Below are 17,900 nucleotides of genomic sequence, written 5' to 3'. Positions count from 1 at the left end.
TCCATATCAAATCTGCCTCAAGGGCAAAGAGAGACTGCAATGACGGAGATTGATTTTTCGCAACTGGACACCTATGCCCGCTACAAGCTGATGGCCAGCCTGATCGTGCCGCGCCCGATTGCTCTGGTGACCACCTTGGGCGCCGATGGCACGGTGAATGCCGCGCCTTTCAGCATGTTCAACATGATGGGTGAGGACCCGCCGGTGGTGATGCTCAGCGTCAACAAGCTGCAGGATGCAGCGCAAAAGGACACGGCCACCAATATCTTGCGCACCGGCGAGTTTGTGGTGCATATCACCGACGAAGCCATGGCGGCCGCCATGCACCGCTGTGGCGATCGCCTGCCGCCCGAGCACAGCGAGCTGCTGCACACCGGCCTGACCGCCACTCCTTCGCAAAGCGTGCAGCCGCCGCGCATTGCCCAGGCGCCGGTGGCTTTCGAGTGCGTGCTGCACGAGACGCTGGAAACCGAAAGCCGCTATGTCTTCATAGGCCGCGTGCAATGGCTGGCCGTGCGCGAAGGCCTGGTGGATACCGAGACATGGCGTGTGCGACTGCAGGAGTTTTTTCCCGTGGGGCGTTTTGGCGCCAGCTTCTATGTCAACTGTCGCGACCGCTTTGCCATTGAAGCGCATGAGGGAAGGGCGCCCGCATTGAGCACCGAGGCCAGCACCGCCATTGACGAGATGTAGCGCTCCGTGTTTTCAATTTTTGCTGGGCTGGGCTGGGCTGGGCTGGGCTGGGCTGGGCTGGGCTGGGCTGGGCTGGTGTGGGTGCTGGCCATCATTGTGCAAAGCGGTCTGCGATGCTCCAAAATCCATGGTGTCCTGCGGGCGGGTACACAGTTCATCAGGCTCCATCCCTGATTGCAAGTCACGCTCAGGGGGAGGCCGTACCGGGAATATCCTGCATCGTTCAACTTATTCTTCAAATTTTGCGGAATACATTACGCGAGGCAGCAGCTATAGTTTCGGAGCGATCACGGGAGAGCACCATGGCCAAGCTTATCGTCCTTTACCGCAAACCAAATAATCCGGTTGCGTTCAACGACTACTACTTCAACACCCATGTTCCTATTGCCAAGACCATTCCTGGCATCACGGGCTATGAAGTCAGTGAAGGGCCCGTAGCAACGCCACAGGGTGCCTCTTCCTATCACCTGGTTGCTACGCTCACATTTGATTCCATGGATGCGCTTCAGGCGGCATTTGCGTCTCAGGAAGGGCAGCGAACTGCAGCAGACCTGGCCAACTTCGCAGATGGCGGGGCCGAACTACTGATCATCAACCAGCGCTCCATCTAGAGCAGCCACCTCTCTTTAATCTGTCGCTCAAGCGGACATGGCGAGCAGAAGCCTGTAGCAGCATCAGCGACAAGCGTCGTGGCCTATCCCTGTCGCGCTTCTAGCGAGAGCCTTCGGGTACTTCGTGCTTTTTGATGCGAAGGAGCGCGCCTACACTAAAGCACTACCTGGGTACCCAGCTCCACCACTTGGTTGGCCGGTAGTTTGTAATAGGTTGCCGCGCCTGCAGCCTGCCGTGTCATCCAGCCAAAAATGGCGCAACGCCAAGCAGACAGTCCTCCGGGCCCATCCACAATCTGAACGCGGGCCACAAAGTAGCTGGTGACCATCGGATCAAGGTTGGGTTTTTTTCCGAAATTATCGGGTTTCAAAAGCTGCAGGGCCACCGGGATATCGGGTTGCTCGCGAAAGCCGAAATGGACATTCAGCGCCCACAAACCTTCGGCCAAACGTTTGATTTGTATACGCTCTGCCTGTTGCACATAAGGCGTATTTTCATTGACCACATGCAGGAACACCGTGTGCTCGTGCATGACCTTGAAGTGCTTGAGATTGTGAAAAAGCGCACTAGGTACCAGACTGATATCGGATGTTAGATACACCGCCGTGCCCGACACCACGGGCACTTGCGGCATGGGAGAGGCCAGTAGTTCGCTCACCGGAATATCGATCTTGCACCGGTGCTCTGCCACCAACAGGCTGCCGTCGCGCCAAGTGGTGAGTGCAATAAAAATCAGTGTGCCAATCGTGAGTGGAAACCAACCACCTTGCTCGAGCTTGGTGAGGTTGGAAGCAAAAAATCCAAACTCCAGCACGGCAAAGCAAGTCAACGCCAGCAATGTGATGCCTTTCCAGCGCCGCGTTCCTAGTCGCACCACATAGAACACCAGCACCGTGGTGATGATCATGGTGCCGGACACCGCAATGCCATAAGCCGCTGCAAGCGCGCCCGAAGACTTGAAGGCCAGCACCAGTGCAATCACTGCCAGCAACATCAGCCAGTTCACACTGGGAATATAGATCTGTCCTTGCTCTTGGTCCGAGGTATGCAGCACCCGTACACGGGGCAGATAACCGAGGCGACTGGCTTGCAGCGTCATGGAGTAAGCGCCAGAAATTGTGGCCTGCGATGCAATCACGGTGGCCGCGGTAGCCAGCACGACCAAGGGAATCAACAGCGACGATGAGGCGAGCAGAAAAAATGGATTGCTCGCGGCAGAGGCATCTCTCAGGATCAAGGCACCCTGGCCAAAGTAGTTGATCATCAGGCTGGGAAACACCAGGCCATACCAGCCCAAGCGCACCGCCTTTTCGCCAAAGTGCCCCATATCGGCATATAAGGCCTCTGCTCCAGTCATCGCCAAAAACACGGCCGACAGCAGAAAAAAGGCCATACCCGGGTGATCCACGGCAAACCGCAAGGCGTGCAAAGGATTCACCGCCTGCAAGACCATGGGCGTTTGGATGATGCTGTGCCCTCCCAGCCATGCTAGGCAGATAAACCACAGGATGGTGATTGGGCCAAAAAAACGCCCCACAATGCCAGTGCCCTTCATCTGTATGGAAAACAGTCCGATCAGGATGCCGATGGTGATAGGCACAATGTAGTGCTCAAAATCGGGAGTCGCAATGCTGATGCCCTCTACCGCCGAGAGCACTGAAATGGCAGGCGTAATAATGGCATCGCCATAAAAAAGAGCGGCTGCAAAAACACCGGCGCTGACCACCAGCTTGGAGCGGCGCGAGCGATCCTGACTCCTACGATGGGCCAACGCCGTCAACGCCAGTACACCGCCTTCACCATCGTTGTCGTAGCTCAGAACGACCCACACATACTTGATCGCCACGATAATGATGACAGCCCAAAACAAGGCCGATAGCGTCGCTAGCACATTCTCGGGCGATACAGCCATGGCATGCGTGCCGGCAAAAGCCTCCTTGAATGCGTAAAGCGGGCTGGTGCCTATGTCGCCAAATACCACCCCCAAAGCCGCCAGGGTGAGCGCGCTCTGACTGCTGGCACCATGCCGGACCGGGGCCCTCCTGTTGTCACTGCCACGGATCTCGGAAGCTTCGGACACAGACATATTCATTGCAACTCTCGTGAATGAATCGACATCGCATGCACCCAATAAATGAGCGGGTCATGGCAAGCGGATTTTGGTTCCAGCAGTATGGCATGTATACCGTCGCACCTTGCCTATGCGTCACGCTGCAGGTTTAGCAACACATCACATGGAGGATGAAAAATGTGTATTGCCCAGGTGGCGGAACTATATTGATCTGAAGCAGTTGCCATCTGACTCGCCCCCGGCCGAACGTCCGCTGCACTTCTTGAGCCGGAAACTTGAAAAACATACACCCGCCACAATCGCCCATGACTGATGTTCTGCTATGGGTCCGGTGCATGCACTGCAACCTCGATCAAGGAGGCCAGATTACGACGAGAGGCTGGCGTTGTCGATGACGAATCGGTACTTCACATTGCCCTTGAGCATGCGTTCATAGGCCTGGTTGATTTCGTCGGCGCGGATCATTTCAATGTCTGCGACGATGCTGTGCTCAGCGCAAAAATCGAGCATTTCCTGAGTTTCTGGAATGCCTCCAATCATGGAGCCGGCAAGACTGCGGCGCTTCATGATCAGATTGAATACGTTGGGCGACGGATGTGGCGTCGCTGGCGCGCCCACCAAGGTCATCGTACCGTCGCGTTTGAGCAAGGCAAAGAACGCATCCAGGTCATGTGGTGCCGCCACAGTGTTGAGGATGAAGTCCAGGCTCTTGGAATGCGCAGCCATCTCGCGGGTATTGCGTGAGACAACGACTTCATCTGCTCCCAAGGCTTTGGCATCTTCACGCTTGGACTCGGAAGTCGTGAATGCCACCACATGAGCACCCATCGCGTGTGCCAGTTTGATCCCCATGTGTCCCAAACCGCCAATTCCCACGATTCCAACCTTATGGCCTGCTCCCACATTCCAGTGACGCAACGGCGAATAGGTGGTGATGCCTGCGCAGAGCAAGGGAGCTACTGCAGCGAGTTGCTCCTCAGGATGGCGCACGCGAAGCACATAGCGTTCATGCACGACGACTTGCTGGGAATAGCCGCCCAGCGTGTGACCAGGTGCATCAGCGGTTGGACCGTTGTAGGTACCAACCATGTGGTCGCAGTAGTTCTCCAGGCCGTCGTTGCAATCGGAGCAGTGCTGACAACTGTCGACAATGCAGCCGACGCCGACCAAGTCGCCGGGCTTGAAATTCGATACATGGGCACCGACTGCAGAGACACGGCCCACGATCTCATGGCCTGGCACACAGGGGTACAAGGTTCCTGCCCATTCGGAACGGACCTGATGAATATCGGAGTGGCATACACCGCAGAAAGCAATGTCGATCTGTACGTCATGCACACCGGGTACACGCCGGGTGATATCCAGCGATTCCAGCGGCTTGTCGGCGGTATGGGCACCGTAGGCTTTGACGATCATGGCAGTTTCCTTTTTGGGTGGTCGGAACGCGTCACAGGGCGCTGGGTTTGGAATATTTCCAGCAAGCCTCAGACAAACATCTTAGAAACGTATTGGGTTTGGGTTCAGCGAACTCAAATTGGTCGTTCAACACACTCTACCTATCGGAAAGCAGGCTTTCTAGCTGTCGGCCCAATTCCGCACTGGCTAGTTCATGCAGCGTGAGAGTCAACGTGAGCGGCCAGCATTTGGGTGGCTTCATGCAAGCGCTCAGAAGTCACTGGACTGCCCCTCTGCACTTTCTCCTTTTGTCCGTGCACCGTGTCATCTACATGTGAACAGACTACGGCTGTCAGTGCACCGGCCTGCCGAGTCGTTTGCTTGCTCTTGATATAGCGTAATTCACGAGGCAGTAAAGCGCCGCTACGACGAGGTACACAGGTACCAGCGAGTGGTAGTTCGCGATGAGCACCTTGGCGTTTTGCATGAGTTCACCATAGGTGACGACATAACCGAAGGTGGTGTCCTTGACCACGATGACCAGTTGTGCAACCAGCGCCGGGACAATGTAGCGAACAGCCTGGGGAAAGACGATGGAGAAAAAAACCTGAGATTCGCTCATCCCCAGGCTGCGCGCAGCATCGGTCTGGCCGCGGGGGACGGCGAGCACGCCTGCGCGATAGACCTCGGCCACTACGGCGGCGGTACTCAGGCCAATGGGCAAGGTCAGCATCCAGTAGGTGCTCAACTTCAGTCCGACCGACGGAAGCACCAGAAAGCACACATAGATGAGCAGCAGTGTCGGCGTGCCACGCAGGAACTCGATGACCGCAATGCTGGGCCAACGCACAAGCCGCGACGGCGCCAGGCGCCCCAGCAACAGCAGCAGCCCCAAGGTCAGTGCAATGACGGCGGCCGTTGCTGCAGATGCCAGCGTGCCGAGCAGGCCTTTGGCCAGAAAGGCCCAAGTCGTAGGCCAGGCGAAGAATTCCCAGAAGGGGGCTTCGAGCTGCCCAGAGGTGTGGAACTGGAGCACGATACCCGCCGCCAGCAGGAGCAGCACGGCCGCCGCCATCACGCTCGCCACCCGAGTGACGGTCTGGGCCTTGGGGCTTGGCGCAGCAAACAGAATGTCTTCCAGAGAGCGGCTCATCGCAGTATCCGCACTTTCTTTTCCAGAATGGATCCGGCCCAGGCGATGAGCAAGCCAGTCGCCACATACATGGTGGCAGCCACCGCGAACGCGGCAATGCCGACAGCGGAGTCATTGGCGATTTTGGACACGAGCGCTGTAAGTTCCCGGCCCGGGAGCGGCACCTGTGACGCCAGCGAGGTTGACAACATCAGTGCAATGAGCAGCGAGGTCATAGGCTGCACCACCGAGCGCAGCGCCTGCGGCAGCACCACGTTGGAAATAACTTGCACCGGCCGCATGCCCAAGCTGAGTGCGGCTTCAATTTGGCTGCCGGGAATCGTGTTGATGCCCGAGCGCAGGTAGTCCGCCGTAAACGCGGAGCAGACCAACGTCAGCGTCAGGATCACGCTGGGCTCATAGTCAATCACGACGTTGAGGTCGGGTAGCGCGAACACAATAAAGATCAGCAGTGCCACGCTGGGAATGTTGCGGAAGATCTCGACGTAAACAGTCAGAGTGAAGCGCAGCGGCGGCAGCGGGAGCAGTCTAAGCACCGTCACAACCATGCCCAGCAAGAACCCGGGCACGAACGACGCCATCGTGAGCTTCCATGTCAGCAAGAGGGCCTGCCAGAAGGCAGGCCCATGGTCGGCCAAAAGCCTGGAAACCTCGCCCATCGTTTAAGGGAGGGCGGGTGGTGTCGGAACGACGGTGCTGCCGGTGCGCTGTCCTATGGAGACAGTCCAAAGTTTGGCCCAGGTACCGTCGGCTTCCAGCTTCTTCAGGAAGGCATTGATAAAAGCGACACCGTCCGAGCCCTTGGGCAGCCCTACGCCGTAGGAGTCCTGCGCACCGAATGGCGCACCCGCCAGACGCGCGTTGCTGGCGCCAAGGCTCAGTGCGTTGAGCAGCAGCGTGTAATCGGTCACGTAGGCGTCCACGCGCCCCTGACGCAGGGCGTCGAGGGCTTCCTGGTGCGTCTGAAACTCTTGCACGATCCCCTTGGGCGCGTACTGGGCGAGGATCGCGGGTCCCGTGGAGCCAGCCTGTGTGGCTACCTTCTTGGCAGCCAGGTCGTTGTATGACTGGATCGTCTTGTTGTTCGCCTTGACGAGCACCCCGGACTGCGAGGTGTAGTAGGGCCCTGCAAACGAGATCTTCTCGGCCCGAGCGGGTGTGATGGAGTAGGTGGCGAACACCATGTCCACCTGATCGTTGATCAGCACCTGCTCGCGTGTGGACGAGGTTACCTGTGTGAACTGGTACTTGGCTCCGTCGCCCAGGATGTAGCGAGTGATCAGTTGGGCCAGACCTATGTCAAAGCCGCGGATCTTGCCGTCTTTCTCGTTGAGCAGCGAGAAAAGATTCGAGGTTTGCGTGCTGCCCAGGCGTAGCGTGCCGGCCTGCTTGATCTTGCTGGCCCAAGTGCTTGAGGCAATGGTCGCTGCGCTGGCGACTGGGCCCTGCGCGACCAGAGCGTCATACGCTGCTGTATTGATGGGCGTGCCTTGTGCGAAAAGCGAGCCACCGGTCACGATCGTCAGTGTCGCCACGGTGGATTTCAGAATGAATTTGATCGACATGCGGTCTTCTTGAATGGTCTGTGGTGCGAATCAATATAAAGCAGCCATGGGATGACCGAGCCGCTCGTCCGAGCCATCATTGTGCACACAATACAGCCGCTTCTGCGGTTCATGGCAGTCGCCGCCACAGCTCGGCGTTTGGCACTGCCCCCCGCTTTCCGACGGTGCATTCGAGAGGCTGAACCGGCCGAGGGTCGGTCATGACCAGCTGTTAATCCCTTCCCTAAAGGCCCAGCTGAATCTATAAGTCACTGGGATTTCTCATTGGCGGTGGGTGGCGCAATACGTCGGTTGCATCTACTGCCCAGTCTCAGTCTGGTGCTGCCAGACGCAATGACGCTGGCGCACTATGGCAGTGCGGCCAGCTTTAAAGATCAGCGCTTGGGCAGAATGTCCAGTTCTGCCACGGTGGGCAAAAGCTGCCGTTCGGGCAGGGCGCCCGCATTGGGCGCCGAGGCCAGCACCGCCATTGACGAGATGTAAGGCGCAGTGACATGCCGCCTTGGATGCGCTCAACCATCTACCAGCGTCGCCTCACGCCCAGTGTTGCCTGCACTCCCGATGTGATGCGTGTATCGCCACCATTGGCCCACAGCTTGCCTAATTCGGCGTAGACACTGGTCATGGGGTTCAGCTGCAATGTGCCGCCCAGCACGAACTCTGTGCTGGTATAGCCGCCTTTGGCCTGGATCGCTGTGGTCGTTGAAACCGTCATAAAACTGGCCACATCGGTAGCGCGGCTGGAATGAAAAACATTGACCCGTACCGAGGGCTGTAGCACGCCCAAGGAAATCGGAAAACGGCCTTTAATCCGCGCCCCCAAGCGCACAAGCCAGTCATCGTCAGCCTGATTTCCAACCCGAGTCGAAGCCAGGCCGCTGTCCTCCAGAGATATGCGTCGGTAAATCAGCTGGGCTTGCGGCTCAATTTGCCAGCCGCCTTGCCATGGCAAAGACTGACCGGCTTCCAACGATGCCAGCCAGCCTTGTCCTTTGGTCAACGCTCTGGCATCGCTTCGGCTGTGAAGGTCGCTTCGGTACTCGGCAGCCTGTAGTACCGCATCCAGATACAGTTTTTGTGCATTCTGGTAGCTGCCGTAGAGGCCCAGATAGCGATTGCGCAGACTGTTGAAACCCACGTCCTGGCCTTGTTGCCCTCCGGCAAAGCCGCGAACCTGCATGTCTCCATTGAGCTGTCCCACATACAGACCGGCTTTCCAATCGCCGCCGCTCCAGACATCCAGACCTGCCTGAAAGCCCGTCAGCAGGGCCCGGCTTTGCGCGCTCACTACGCCTTGCTGGCTGATGCTTGGCTCGCTTCTGATCAGGCGCGCCCAGGCTTGCCGATCTCGGCGGGTGTCGTCGGCCTCATCCAAATCATCGCCGATACGCTGATGCCGATTGCCCAGCAAGCTCAGATCGGCCTGGCGCAACTGGGCTGGCAATGCGCTGATCAACGCAGCCTCCGCGCGGTAGGATGCATCGATACCGTTGATGCTTGAATGCAGCGATGCCCCCGAGGCGTCGCTTTTCAGGCGGTATTCATAGGCCCCGGCATCCACATGCCCACCCGCCAGCGTAAAAGCTCCCGAGCTCAGACGGCCTCCGTTCTCCGTGGCCACCACCACAATGCCTTTGGCATCGGTGGGTGCACCCAGGCCTCCTGCGTTGGTAATCACCAGCGAGGTGTTTCCACTGGCAATCGCGTTGCTACCGCTAAGCATCAGCAGGTCGCTGGCGCTGCCCGGGCCTTGAAGTTGGGTCGACAGGGCTAGCGTTGCGCCTTGCCCCACATAAGGGCCGGTGAGCTTGAGAATGGTGCTGGGCCTGCCACCGCCCGGTTCGCTGAGTGTCACGTTGCCACTGTTGTTCAAGGCGGTAATGGTTTGGGAATGGCCGGCCAGATCCAGCACCGCACCCGTCGCAACAGTGTGGGCAGAAGCCTGGCTCAGCACGTCGGCGGCACCCGCCAGCAGCCGACCTTGCTGCACTACAGTGCTCCCGCTGTAGCTGTTGCCAACATGGGCCAGGCGCAGTGTTCCCATGCCTTGCTTGATCAAGCCGCCACTGCCCACGATTGCTCCCCTCATGCCCAGCTCGGTTTGAGCCGCTACCTGCACGCGGCCGGCCGCCGTGCTCAACGTGAGGCTGCGGTCGGTCTCGAAGCTGGCGGTCGTTGCCAGCGCTCCTCCATTCAGTTCAACACCGGCTGCAGCTGTCCCCAGATTGACATCGCTGGACACGGTCAGTACGCCGCTATTGATTCTGGTGCCGCCGGAATAGGTATTGCGTCCTCCCAGCACCAAGGTGCCCAGATCCGTTTTTACCAAGGTGCTTGCACCGGCGAGCGGGGCATTGATAGTGGCTGTCATGAGGGCGCCGGCAGCGGTTCCATTTCCGACTCGCACCAGACTCTGCCCTCCCGGCCCTTGCAAATCGATGACATCGCCCTCGATGCGATAGCCATCGCTGGCAAACTGCATGCCGGTGACGCCAATGGCTCCGGCCGCACGATTGACGGTCACGGTGCCGGCTTCGGCCTCGAAAATGGCAAAGCTCGTACTGGGCTGATAAAAAGGCCCGTTGAAAGCACCGTCTGCTTCGGTCCAGTTCTCGCCATCGGCGCGCCACTGGCCCGAGCCGCCGTTGACCACGCCGTTGTCATGCAAAGCCGTATTGCCTCCGTCCCAGATACTCAATTGGCTGCCCACCGAGGAAACCAGATTGACCTGGCCGGCCACAGCGGTCTGGATGTGTAGTTGCTTGTAGAACACATCCAGTGGCGTGGCCCCCATATCCAGACCACGATTTGTCAAGGCACCGCCGTAGTCAAACAAGCGATAGATTCCGGCACCGAATCCGCCGAGATCGCTGACGTGCAAGACGCCGTCCAGCACCAGATCCCCGTTGACGCGGAACAATGCCGAGGTGGGCAGGGCACCCAAGCCAATATTGACCTGGCTACTTCCGTCTAAGCCTAGATTGCCTGCCACCGTCAGCGTCCGGCCTTGCACGCCGATCAGCACTCCGCCATTGGAAAAGTCGACTGCACCATTGATGCTGCCGGCTCCGGTCAATTCCCCTGTTTGCGTCACACTGACCGGCCCACCAAAACTTCCGTTCACCTGCAATTGCCCGGCGTTCACCAACGCCCGCCCTCCCAGTTGTCGTTCCACGATCAGAGTGCCACCCAGCACGCTTGTCTGGCCCTGAAAACCGGAGCTGTCGCCCGTCAGGCGGGTCTCGCCGGCATAGTGTTTGATCTGATGCAGGCCGGGTCCGGTGCTGGACATCGCCGCAGCAAAGGCATAAGCGCTCTCCGTGTGATTGAAATTCAGCTCCCCGGCACCTTCGCCAAACTGCAGCTGTGTTGCATCCAAGATGCCGGCAGCCACGGCATCGCCGGGGTTGCCGGTTGCGGCACCGATATGAATGACGGCGCTGGAGCCGCTGAATTTCGCCATCTCCACCACATTGCCAAGAACGGACAGCCGTCCTCCGTCTCTGAGCTGCAAGATTGCGCTACCTTCGGCACCTACCGATAAAGTCTGGCTTTCCCACACCGCGCCCTGGCCGGAAACCAGGGCTGTGCCCCGGCTTCCAGAAAACGCGCCAAGCACGGCGCTTTGGTTGCGAGCCAGACCACCATCCCTGACCTGCAGCTCACCCAGGCCACTGTCCCCAATCACGATGTCGTAAGCATTGAGCCAGGCAGAACCAGCGCCAGACACGAGCACCGTGCCGTGGCCCGTCGAGTCAAGGCCCAGGCTGCCATAGTCGCTGGCCACCACACCGCCGTTTAGGATGCTCAACAGGCCCCGACCTGAAATGCTGACGGAGATGTTGGAGCCGATATTCCAGCGCGAACCCGCACCGGAGACCAAGACCTCGCCGCTTCCGCTGTCCCAATCGCCTAAAGTGCCGTCACGGCTGACGACCAGGGCCTGATCCTGAATGCTGAGTCGGCCGAAACCGCGTTCGCCGACAGTCAGCCCGCCCCGGCTGTTCCACGTCGAGCCCTGGCCGGTGACGGTCGCCGTGCCCTGGCTGCCGTCTTCTTCACCGACATAGCCATTCGCACCGTTCACCACCGCCCCGTCGCTGATGGTTAACGAGCCTGTACCGGTTCGTCCCACGTACAGGCTCGCGCCAACATTCCAGACCGCCCCTGGTGCCGCAGGCGGCTGCGGACTGACATCGCCTGATGCCTCTATCAGCTGTGCCTGTGCGGGGTATATGGTCTGTCCGGATATCAGAGCCATGAGCAGCGCTCCAGGCCAAACCCGGGCCCGTGGCCCTCTACACAAAGCACAGGCAAATACGGCACTCAACGTCATGTAGGCATCCTTGGATAGGCTGCGCTTCTTTTGTAAGCATGTGCATGCTCGCTGAGGGAAGCTTGGCGATAAAGGCAGCGTAACTGCAGACCTTTTGCCAAGCGCCTGCTGCAGCCTTACAAACAATGCGGCAAATGCGTCAAAGCATTCTGAGGACAGATTTCTATACGGGCCTGAAGTAGTCAACTCAGACCGCTGATCTGCAACCCGCCACAGGCGTTGGCACACTGAGAATCCGCCTTGAATGGCCGGGCTTGGCGAAGAGGTGTTGCTGGCCGCTTTAGGTCGCTACAAGGCTCCTGTTAGCCACCTGTGGCCAGCTGCAGATTGCTGCGCGCCTGCTGCTCCAGTCGCTGATGTAAGTGCGGCGTGGCATAGATGAAATCGCGTTCCAGAAAGCTGCGCAGCACCTGCTTGCGCTTGAAGCCATAGACCAGCCTGGGCACCCAGGCATATTCGGCGGCGACCTGGCGGTCGTACTCGGCAAAGCGCTCGGGGCTGGCGCCCAGAATGGCCAGGTCTATGTCCACCAGCAGCTTGGCGTCGTCGTCAGAGGGGGCTGCTGTATGGCAGGTGGCCATGATGAGGGCAGACACCCGTTGGAGGCTTGCTTCGGTCGCGCCGCTGTCTTTCAGGGCCTGCTCGGCCCATTGCGCGCTGCGCAGTTCGTTGTCCTTGTCCTTGATGTCATACACGGCGTCGTGAAACCAGAGTGCAATCGCCAGCTCGCCGGGGCGCTGCGCCTGTTCCCAGACCGCATCAAAGTGCGCCAGGCATTCGGCCAGATGTTGCTGGGTGTGATAGTGGCGCTGGGGCTCGGCATAGGCTGCCAGCAGCCGCTGCTGAAGATCGTCTGGGGGCGAAAGGTTCAGAGCGGCCCAGCTGCGTTGCCAGGAGGACTGAAACAGGAGGGCTTGCGGTATATCGGACTCTGTATGCATGCGGGCGACCTCTGATTCAGACTGCCATAAGTTTTCAATCAATCGGCTTGCAGCGCTTGTCAGTCCTGGGTTCTACCCAAAAAACTGATAGCAAACCACAATCGCGGCCACCACGCCGGCCAGTTCAGCCACTAGCGCGCAGGGCACGGCGTGGCGCGCGCGCTGTATGCCCACGGCGCCAAAGTACACGGCCAGCACGTAGAACGTGGTTTCCGTGCTGCCCTGGATGGTGGCGGCGGCCAGGGCGGCAAAGCTGTCCACGCCCTGGGTTTGCATGGTCTCTATCAGCATGGCGCGGGCGGCGCTGCCCGAGAACGGCTTGACCAGGGCGGTGGGCAAGGCATCGACAAAGCGCGCATCCATGCCCACGGCATCGACCAGCCAGCGAATGCCCGAGAGCACATACTCCAGCGCTCCCGAGGCACGAAACACGCCCACGGCGCAGAGCATGGCCACCAGATAGGGCAGCAGATTCTTGGCGACATCAAAGCCTTCCTTGGCACCTTCGATAAAGCTGTCATACACGGCCACCTTCTTGTAGGCCCCCAGGGCCACGAACAGCACGATCAGTGCAAACAGCGTGAGATTGCCCATCAGCGAGGACAGCTGGGCCAGCGCCGCCGCGCTGAGGGTGGTGAGAAAAGCCATGAAAGCCGAAAGCGCCAGTGCCACGGGCAACAGATAGGCCAGCACCACGGGGCTGAAGATGGGCAGGCGCTGCACCAGGGCCACGCTGAAAAGGCCCACCAGTGTGGAGGCCGAGGTGGCCAGCAGAATCGGCAAAAAGACCAGGGTGGGGTCGGGTGCGCCTTGTTGCATGCGGTACATGAAGATGGTCACCGGCAGCAGCGTCAGCGACGAGGCATTGAGCACCAGAAACAGAATCTGGGCATTGGTTGCCGAGTCGGGGCGGGGGTTGAGCTCCTGCAGCGCCCGCATGGCCTTGAGACCCATGGGCGTGGCTGCGTTGTCCAGCCCCAGGCCGTTGGCCGCAAAGTTCAGCGTGATCAGTCCCAGGGCCGGATGGCCGCGCGGCACCTCGGGCATGAGTTTGGCAAACAGCGGGCCCAGGGCCTTGGCCAGCCATTCCACCACGCCGGCTTTTTCGGCAATGCGCAAAAAGCCCAGCCATAGCGTGAGCGTGCCAAACAGCAGCACCATCACCTCAACCGATAGCTTGGCCATGGCAAACAAGGCTTGCACCATGGCCGAGAACACCTCGGTCTGACCACCAAGCAACCACTGTGCCAGCGCAGCCACCGCTGCTACCAGAAAAAAACTGAGCCACAAGGCATTGAGCATAAAAGCGCCTGTTTTTGTACTGGCGCTGATTGTGGCGCGAAATGAGGGGCGCGATGGCACACTGCATCTGTTGCATATCCGAGGAACGCCATGACTGAAAGCTCCGACGTCTCCTGGATGAACAGGCTGCGCACCCACTTCGCAGGGCACACGCTGGGAACCTGGCTGATCATGCTGTTATTTGCCTATACCGGGTTGTTGGTGCTGCACTTCTTGCTGCTGAGCGCTTTGCCCAACGGGCTGCAGGAGACAGACAATGCCTGGACGCTGCTGGGTGTGGTCTTGCTGCTGGTGTCAGGCCTGCTGGCCTTTGTGGTGGTCTGGCAGCTGTACCGGCTACGGCGTGCCGTGCTGTGGTGGGCGCTGGCGCAATGGGCTTGTGCTTTTGCCGCTATTGCGCTGCTGCTCGTACCGCTGCTGGGCGCGGCCTTGGTCATGGCGGTTCTGACCGTGGCTTGGCCTGTGGCCTCACCGCTGCTGGCTTGCATGCTTGGCACGGTGCTTTATCTGCATCTCCTGATTCGCCGGGGGACCCTGCGTTGATGCAGACCAGGCTGCCGCTCTGGGAGCAACCGTATGGCAAGGGCCTGACTCTGCTGATCTGCCTGTTCGGCTTTCTGGGCCTGATGAGCGGCTGGATGTTGCTGGAGGCCGATTTTTCCTATGCATGGCGATCTTCAGGGCGTGCTTGGTGGGCTCTGGTGTTGCAGGCCATGCTGGCGCTGAACTCGGCGGTGTGCTTGACACTGGCGTGGCTGCTTTGGAGCCGCAATCGCGCAGCCGTGTGGCTGTGCGCTTTTTATGTGGCATTGGGCGTGACCAGTCAGGGCTGCATGTTCTGGTATGTCAACCGACTTGGCAGTCGGGCCGATGCTTTCTCCATAGGCTTTTGGCTGGCGCAGGCCGTTTTCTGGGCCGGTATTGTGGGCTATCTGCACTGGCTGCGGCGACGCGGCGCTCTGCGTTGAGTCACTCCTGCCTCTGGTGCATGCCTGCGTTGCTCAAGGTGCAGCCAGCACCCGCAGCAGCTGGCCGTCGGAGGCGTCGGTGAGCAGATAAAGCCAGCCGTCCGGCCCCTGGCGCACATCGCGCACGCGCTGGCCCAGGCGCGGCAGCAGCACTTCGCTGGCCGTGATGCGGCGGCTTGTCGCATTTGCAAAGCTCAGCCGTTCCAGGTGCTGGGCCTTGAGGGCACCGACCACCAGACTGCCTTTCCACTCGGGCCCATAGCGCTCGCTGGTGATGAAGGCCATGCCCGAGGGGGCAATCGACGGTACCCAGTAATGCAGCGGCTGCTCCATGCCGCTTTGCTGCGTAATCCCCTGACCGATCTTGCCGCCGCCGTAGTTTTCGCCATAGGTGGTCACCGGCCAGCCATAGTTTTTGCCGGGTTCGATGTGGTTGATTTCATCTCCGCCCTGCGGGCCGTGCTCATGCATCCATAGCGTGCCGTCCGGTGCCAGTGCAGCGCCCTGAGGGTTGCGATGGCCGTAGCTCCAGATTTCCGGCCAGGCATCCGCGCGGCCGACAAACGGGTTGTCGCGGGGAACGCTGCCGTCCTTGTTGATGCGGACGATCTTGCCCAGATGGCTTTTCAGATTCTGGGCCTGCTCCTTATAGGAGGAGCGTTCGCCCAGGGCCAGAAACAGGCTGCCGTCGCTCTTCCCGTCCACACGGCGCTCCACGATGCGGCAGCCAAAGTGCAGGCTGCTGGCGTATTTGGGGCGCTGGCTGAAAAGCGTCTGCACCTGCTCCAGCTGGCTGGCATCTGCCGACAGCCTGGCCTTGGCCAGAGCCGTGCTGTTCTTGCCGCTGTCTGCGCCCAGGCCAGGCTCCGAGTAGCAAAAATACAGCGTGCGGTTGCGGGCGAAGTCGCTGTCCAGCACCACATCCAGCAACCCGCCCTGGCCTGCAGCGGCCACGGCAGGCAGGCCTTGGATGGGGGCGTTGAGCCGTCCGTCGCGCTCGAGCACGCGCAGGCGGCCCGGGCGCTCGGTCACCAGATAGCGGCCGTCCGGCAAAAAGGCCAGGGCCCAGGGGTGATCCAGGCCGCTGGCCACGGCCTGGGTCTGTAGCTCTGCGGCCAAGGCCTGTGCCGAACCCAAGACCGCCAGCAATGCTGGCAGTGCCATCCGTGCGGCGGATATACCAGAGCTGCAAGAGCGGGCAGAGGCGGGTGCTTGAGAGAAAGAGGGCATGTCCACTCCGGTCTAGGTATGAGGCGTTGCGGGCGAGAAGGCAATTTTGCCCTGTCAAGCTCTGGCCTGCAGCCAAGCATGGCTGGTTCGGCGGGTGTATAAACTGCGGTTCGAGTTTTTCTCAGACCGTGCGCCTGGCGCCGGTCATCTCAGCAATCAACAAGGAATCGCACCCATGGGCGCGCAATGGAAAGCAAAGGGCAAGGCGCTGGTCGCTGATGCCAAAGGCAAGCTGTTTGGCAAGCTGGTCAAGGAAATCATGGTCGCGGCCCGTCTGGGCGGCGGCGACCCCGCAGCCAACTCGCGTCTGCGCATGGCTGTTGAAGCGGCCCGCAAGGCTTCCATGCCCAAGGACACGCTGGATCGCGCCATCAAAAAGGGCTCCGGTGCCGGCGCCGATGCCGTGAACTATTCCACCGTGCTGTTCGAAGGCTATGCGCCTCACCGCGTGCCGGTGATGGTCGAGTGTCTGACCGACAACCCCAACCGCACAGCGCCCAATATGCGCGTGTGCTTCCGCAAGGGCCAGATGAGCGCCGTGGCATGGGATTTTGACCATGTGGGCATGATCGAAGGCGAAGCCGAAAACGGCGCCGACGTGGAACTGGCCGCCATTGAAGCCGGTGCCCAGGACTTCGAGCCCGGCGATGAAGAAGGCGTGACCCTGTTCATCACCGAGGCGTCCGATCTGGACGTGGTCAGCAAGGCTTTGCCCGCCCAAGGCATCAAAGTGCTGTCGGCCAAGCTGGGCTACAAGGCCAAGAATCCTGTGAGCATGGGCAGCCTGTCTGCCGAGCAGCAGGAAGAAGTGCAGGACTTTCTGGCCGGCCTGGAAAACGACGACGACGTGCAACACGTCTACGCCGGTCTGGTGGACTGAGGACGCGGCCCGCCGTGTCGATCAAGGGAGCAGTGCAGTCACTGCTCCTTTTTTTATTTGTGTCCTGACCGAATGAAATCCTGAATTGATAGCTGTTGGTGCTTTATGGATAAGCGCTGCATGGAATTTCCATTCATAAAAAGAGAACACCTTATGTCCAACTTGTCGGCACAGACCCCTGTTTGGGCTCCTGATCCGGAACTGCATGCCACAGTCGCCGCCTTGGGCGTGGACTGGCAACATCGGCCGCTGCAGGCCGAGCCTGCGCTGGCTGCCTTGCTGGCCCAGCCTGAGCTGGACGAGGGCGGCAGGGCCACGGTGGTGCAGGCGCTGGGCATAGAGCTGATCGACGTTTGCATCGCCCATGGCTACCAAAGCATGGATCTGCTGGTGTTGCACCCGGACACGCCTGGCCTGGATGATGCGCTGGCGCGCTTTGACCGCCCGCACACCCATGTCGATGACGAGGTGCGCTACATCGTGGACGGCGCGGGACTGTTTGGCTTTTTCGACGCCCAGGGCCGCGAATACAGCGTGCAGGTGGGGGCTGGCGACTATCTGCGTGTGCCCGCCGGTGCCGAGCACCGTTTTACATTGACCAGCGCACGCCGCATCAAGGCGCTGCGCCTGTTTAGCGATACCGCCGGCTGGGTGGCGCAGTACACGGGCCGTCCGGCCGCGCCCATGGCGATGGCGATGGCGGTGTAACTTCGCCTTGTTTCCTCAAACGGCAAGTGTCTGGGTAAACCCCACA

15 protein-coding genes are annotated in these 17,900 nt (G+C 60.0%); 6 read left to right on the top strand and 9 right to left on the bottom strand.

Annotation, left to right across the window (positions count from 1 at the left end; all coding sequences use genetic code 11):
• Positions 1-39: 39 nt before the first annotated feature.
• Both EAO39_RS14445 and EAO39_RS14435 read left to right on the top strand, forming a co-directional pair.
• Positions 40-693, top strand: a complete 654-nt coding sequence (locus EAO39_RS14445; protein WP_120968461.1) for a flavin reductase family protein — start codon at positions 40-42, stop codon at positions 691-693.
• Between the two features lie 302 nt (positions 694-995).
• Positions 996-1,304: an EthD family reductase gene (locus EAO39_RS14435; protein ID WP_120968459.1), complete on the top strand. Its 309-nt coding sequence runs from the start codon at positions 996-998 to the stop codon at positions 1,302-1,304.
• 155 nt (positions 1,305-1,459) lie between these two features.
• Here the strand turns inward: EAO39_RS14435 and EAO39_RS14430 are convergent, their stop codons facing one another.
• The 8 genes from EAO39_RS14430 to EAO39_RS14395 all read right to left on the bottom strand — a co-directional run bounded on the left by EAO39_RS14430 (position 1,460) and on the right by EAO39_RS14395 (position 14,068).
• On the bottom strand, positions 1,460-3,301 hold the full coding sequence (locus EAO39_RS14430; RefSeq protein WP_120971129.1) for a potassium transporter Kup: 1,842 nt from the start codon (positions 3,299-3,301) through the stop codon (positions 1,460-1,462).
• Between the two features lie 441 nt (positions 3,302-3,742).
• Complete coding sequence (locus EAO39_RS14425; protein WP_120968457.1) at positions 3,743-4,792, bottom strand: NAD(P)-dependent alcohol dehydrogenase; 1,050 nt, start codon at positions 4,790-4,792, stop codon at positions 3,743-3,745.
• Between the two features lie 331 nt (positions 4,793-5,123).
• Complete coding sequence (locus tag EAO39_RS14420) at positions 5,124-5,924, bottom strand: amino acid ABC transporter permease (RefSeq protein WP_120968455.1); 801 nt, start codon at positions 5,922-5,924, stop codon at positions 5,124-5,126.
• Positions 5,921-6,583, bottom strand: coding sequence for an ABC transporter permease subunit (locus tag EAO39_RS14415; protein WP_120968453.1), 663 nt, complete (start codon positions 6,581-6,583; stop codon positions 5,921-5,923). The genes EAO39_RS14420 and EAO39_RS14415 overlap by 4 nt, the downstream gene beginning before the upstream one ends.
• Before the next feature lie 3 nt (positions 6,584-6,586).
• Entirely contained in the window at positions 6,587-7,489 is a 903-nt protein-coding gene (locus EAO39_RS14410) for a glutamate ABC transporter substrate-binding protein (protein ID WP_120968451.1), read from the bottom strand.
• Between the two features lie 520 nt (positions 7,490-8,009).
• Complete coding sequence (locus tag EAO39_RS14405; RefSeq protein ID WP_162989570.1) at positions 8,010-11,750, bottom strand: autotransporter outer membrane beta-barrel domain-containing protein; 3,741 nt, start codon at positions 11,748-11,750, stop codon at positions 8,010-8,012.
• 377 nt (positions 11,751-12,127) lie between these two features.
• Positions 12,128-12,766, bottom strand: coding sequence for an N-methyl-D-aspartate receptor NMDAR2C subunit (locus EAO39_RS14400; RefSeq protein WP_120968448.1), 639 nt, complete (start codon positions 12,764-12,766; stop codon positions 12,128-12,130).
• Between the two features lie 72 nt (positions 12,767-12,838).
• Positions 12,839-14,068 carry a spore maturation protein gene (locus tag EAO39_RS14395; RefSeq protein ID WP_120968446.1) on the bottom strand — a complete coding sequence of 410 codons (1,230 nt, stop codon included), beginning with the start codon at positions 14,066-14,068 and terminating at the stop codon, positions 12,839-12,841.
• 90 nt (positions 14,069-14,158) lie between these two features.
• On the opposite strand from EAO39_RS14395, the gene EAO39_RS14390 reads away from it, so the two are divergent.
• A complete protein-coding gene (locus EAO39_RS14390) occupies positions 14,159-14,611 on the top strand; it encodes a hypothetical protein (RefSeq protein WP_120968444.1) in 453 nt (150 codons plus the stop codon).
• Positions 14,611-15,036 carry a virulence factor MviN gene (locus EAO39_RS14385; protein WP_120968442.1) on the top strand — a complete coding sequence of 142 codons (426 nt, stop codon included), beginning with the start codon at positions 14,611-14,613 and terminating at the stop codon, positions 15,034-15,036. The genes EAO39_RS14390 and EAO39_RS14385 overlap by 1 nt, the downstream gene beginning before the upstream one ends.
• A 33-nt stretch (positions 15,037-15,069) precedes the next feature.
• Here the strand turns inward: EAO39_RS14385 and EAO39_RS14380 are convergent, their stop codons facing one another.
• The gene (locus EAO39_RS14380) at positions 15,070-16,200 is read right to left on the bottom strand and encodes a PQQ-dependent sugar dehydrogenase (protein WP_120968440.1); all 1,131 of its coding nucleotides are present in this window, start codon (positions 16,198-16,200) and stop codon (positions 15,070-15,072) included.
• 241 nt (positions 16,201-16,441) lie between these two features.
• On the opposite strand from EAO39_RS14380, the gene EAO39_RS14375 reads away from it, so the two are divergent.
• Complete coding sequence (locus tag EAO39_RS14375) at positions 16,442-17,146, top strand: YebC/PmpR family DNA-binding transcriptional regulator (protein WP_120968438.1); 705 nt, start codon at positions 16,442-16,444, stop codon at positions 17,144-17,146.
• Between the two features lie 153 nt (positions 17,147-17,299).
• Positions 17,300-17,854 (top strand): cupin domain-containing protein, encoded by a 555-nt coding sequence (locus EAO39_RS14370; RefSeq protein ID WP_120968436.1) that lies wholly within the window; start codon positions 17,300-17,302, stop codon positions 17,852-17,854.
• Positions 17,855-17,900: the final 46 nt, after the last annotated feature.

Origin of the sequence: Comamonas sp. lk (assembly GCF_900564145.1) — a bacterium.
Taxonomy (GTDB): Bacteria; Pseudomonadota; Gammaproteobacteria; order Burkholderiales; family Burkholderiaceae_C; genus Comamonas.
This window is presented reverse-complemented; position numbering and strand designations above follow the sequence as displayed.

Bases quoted from the DNA above. Each gene is read 5' to 3' on its own strand.
- EAO39_RS14445 (WP_120968461.1), top strand. From the start codon at position 40: ATGACGGAGATTGATTTTTCGCAACTGGACACCTATGCCCGCTACAAG.
- EAO39_RS14435 (WP_120968459.1), top strand. From the start codon at position 996: ATGGCCAAGCTTATCGTCCTTTACCGCAAACCAAATAATCCGGTTGCG.
- EAO39_RS14425 (WP_120968457.1), bottom strand. From the start codon at position 4,792: ATGATCGTCAAAGCCTACGGTGCCCATACCGCCGACAAGCCGCTGGAA.
- EAO39_RS14420 (WP_120968455.1), bottom strand. From the start codon at position 5,924: ATGAGCCGCTCTCTGGAAGACATTCTGTTTGCTGCGCCAAGCCCCAAG.
- EAO39_RS14415 (WP_120968453.1), bottom strand. From the start codon at position 6,583: ATGGGCGAGGTTTCCAGGCTTTTGGCCGACCATGGGCCTGCCTTCTGG.
- EAO39_RS14410 (WP_120968451.1), bottom strand. From the start codon at position 7,489: ATGTCGATCAAATTCATTCTGAAATCCACCGTGGCGACACTGACGATC.
- EAO39_RS14405 (WP_162989570.1), bottom strand. From the start codon at position 11,750: ATGGCTCTGATATCCGGACAGACCATATACCCCGCACAGGCACAGCTG.
- EAO39_RS14400 (WP_120968448.1), bottom strand. From the start codon at position 12,766: ATGCATACAGAGTCCGATATACCGCAAGCCCTCCTGTTTCAGTCCTCC.
- EAO39_RS14395 (WP_120968446.1), bottom strand. From the start codon at position 14,068: ATGCTCAATGCCTTGTGGCTCAGTTTTTTTCTGGTAGCAGCGGTGGCT.
- EAO39_RS14390 (WP_120968444.1), top strand. From the start codon at position 14,159: ATGACTGAAAGCTCCGACGTCTCCTGGATGAACAGGCTGCGCACCCAC.
- EAO39_RS14385 (WP_120968442.1), top strand. From the start codon at position 14,611: ATGCAGACCAGGCTGCCGCTCTGGGAGCAACCGTATGGCAAGGGCCTG.
- EAO39_RS14380 (WP_120968440.1), bottom strand. From the start codon at position 16,200: ATGGCACTGCCAGCATTGCTGGCGGTCTTGGGTTCGGCACAGGCCTTG.
- EAO39_RS14375 (WP_120968438.1), top strand. From the start codon at position 16,442: ATGGGCGCGCAATGGAAAGCAAAGGGCAAGGCGCTGGTCGCTGATGCC.
- EAO39_RS14370 (WP_120968436.1), top strand. From the start codon at position 17,300: ATGTCCAACTTGTCGGCACAGACCCCTGTTTGGGCTCCTGATCCGGAA.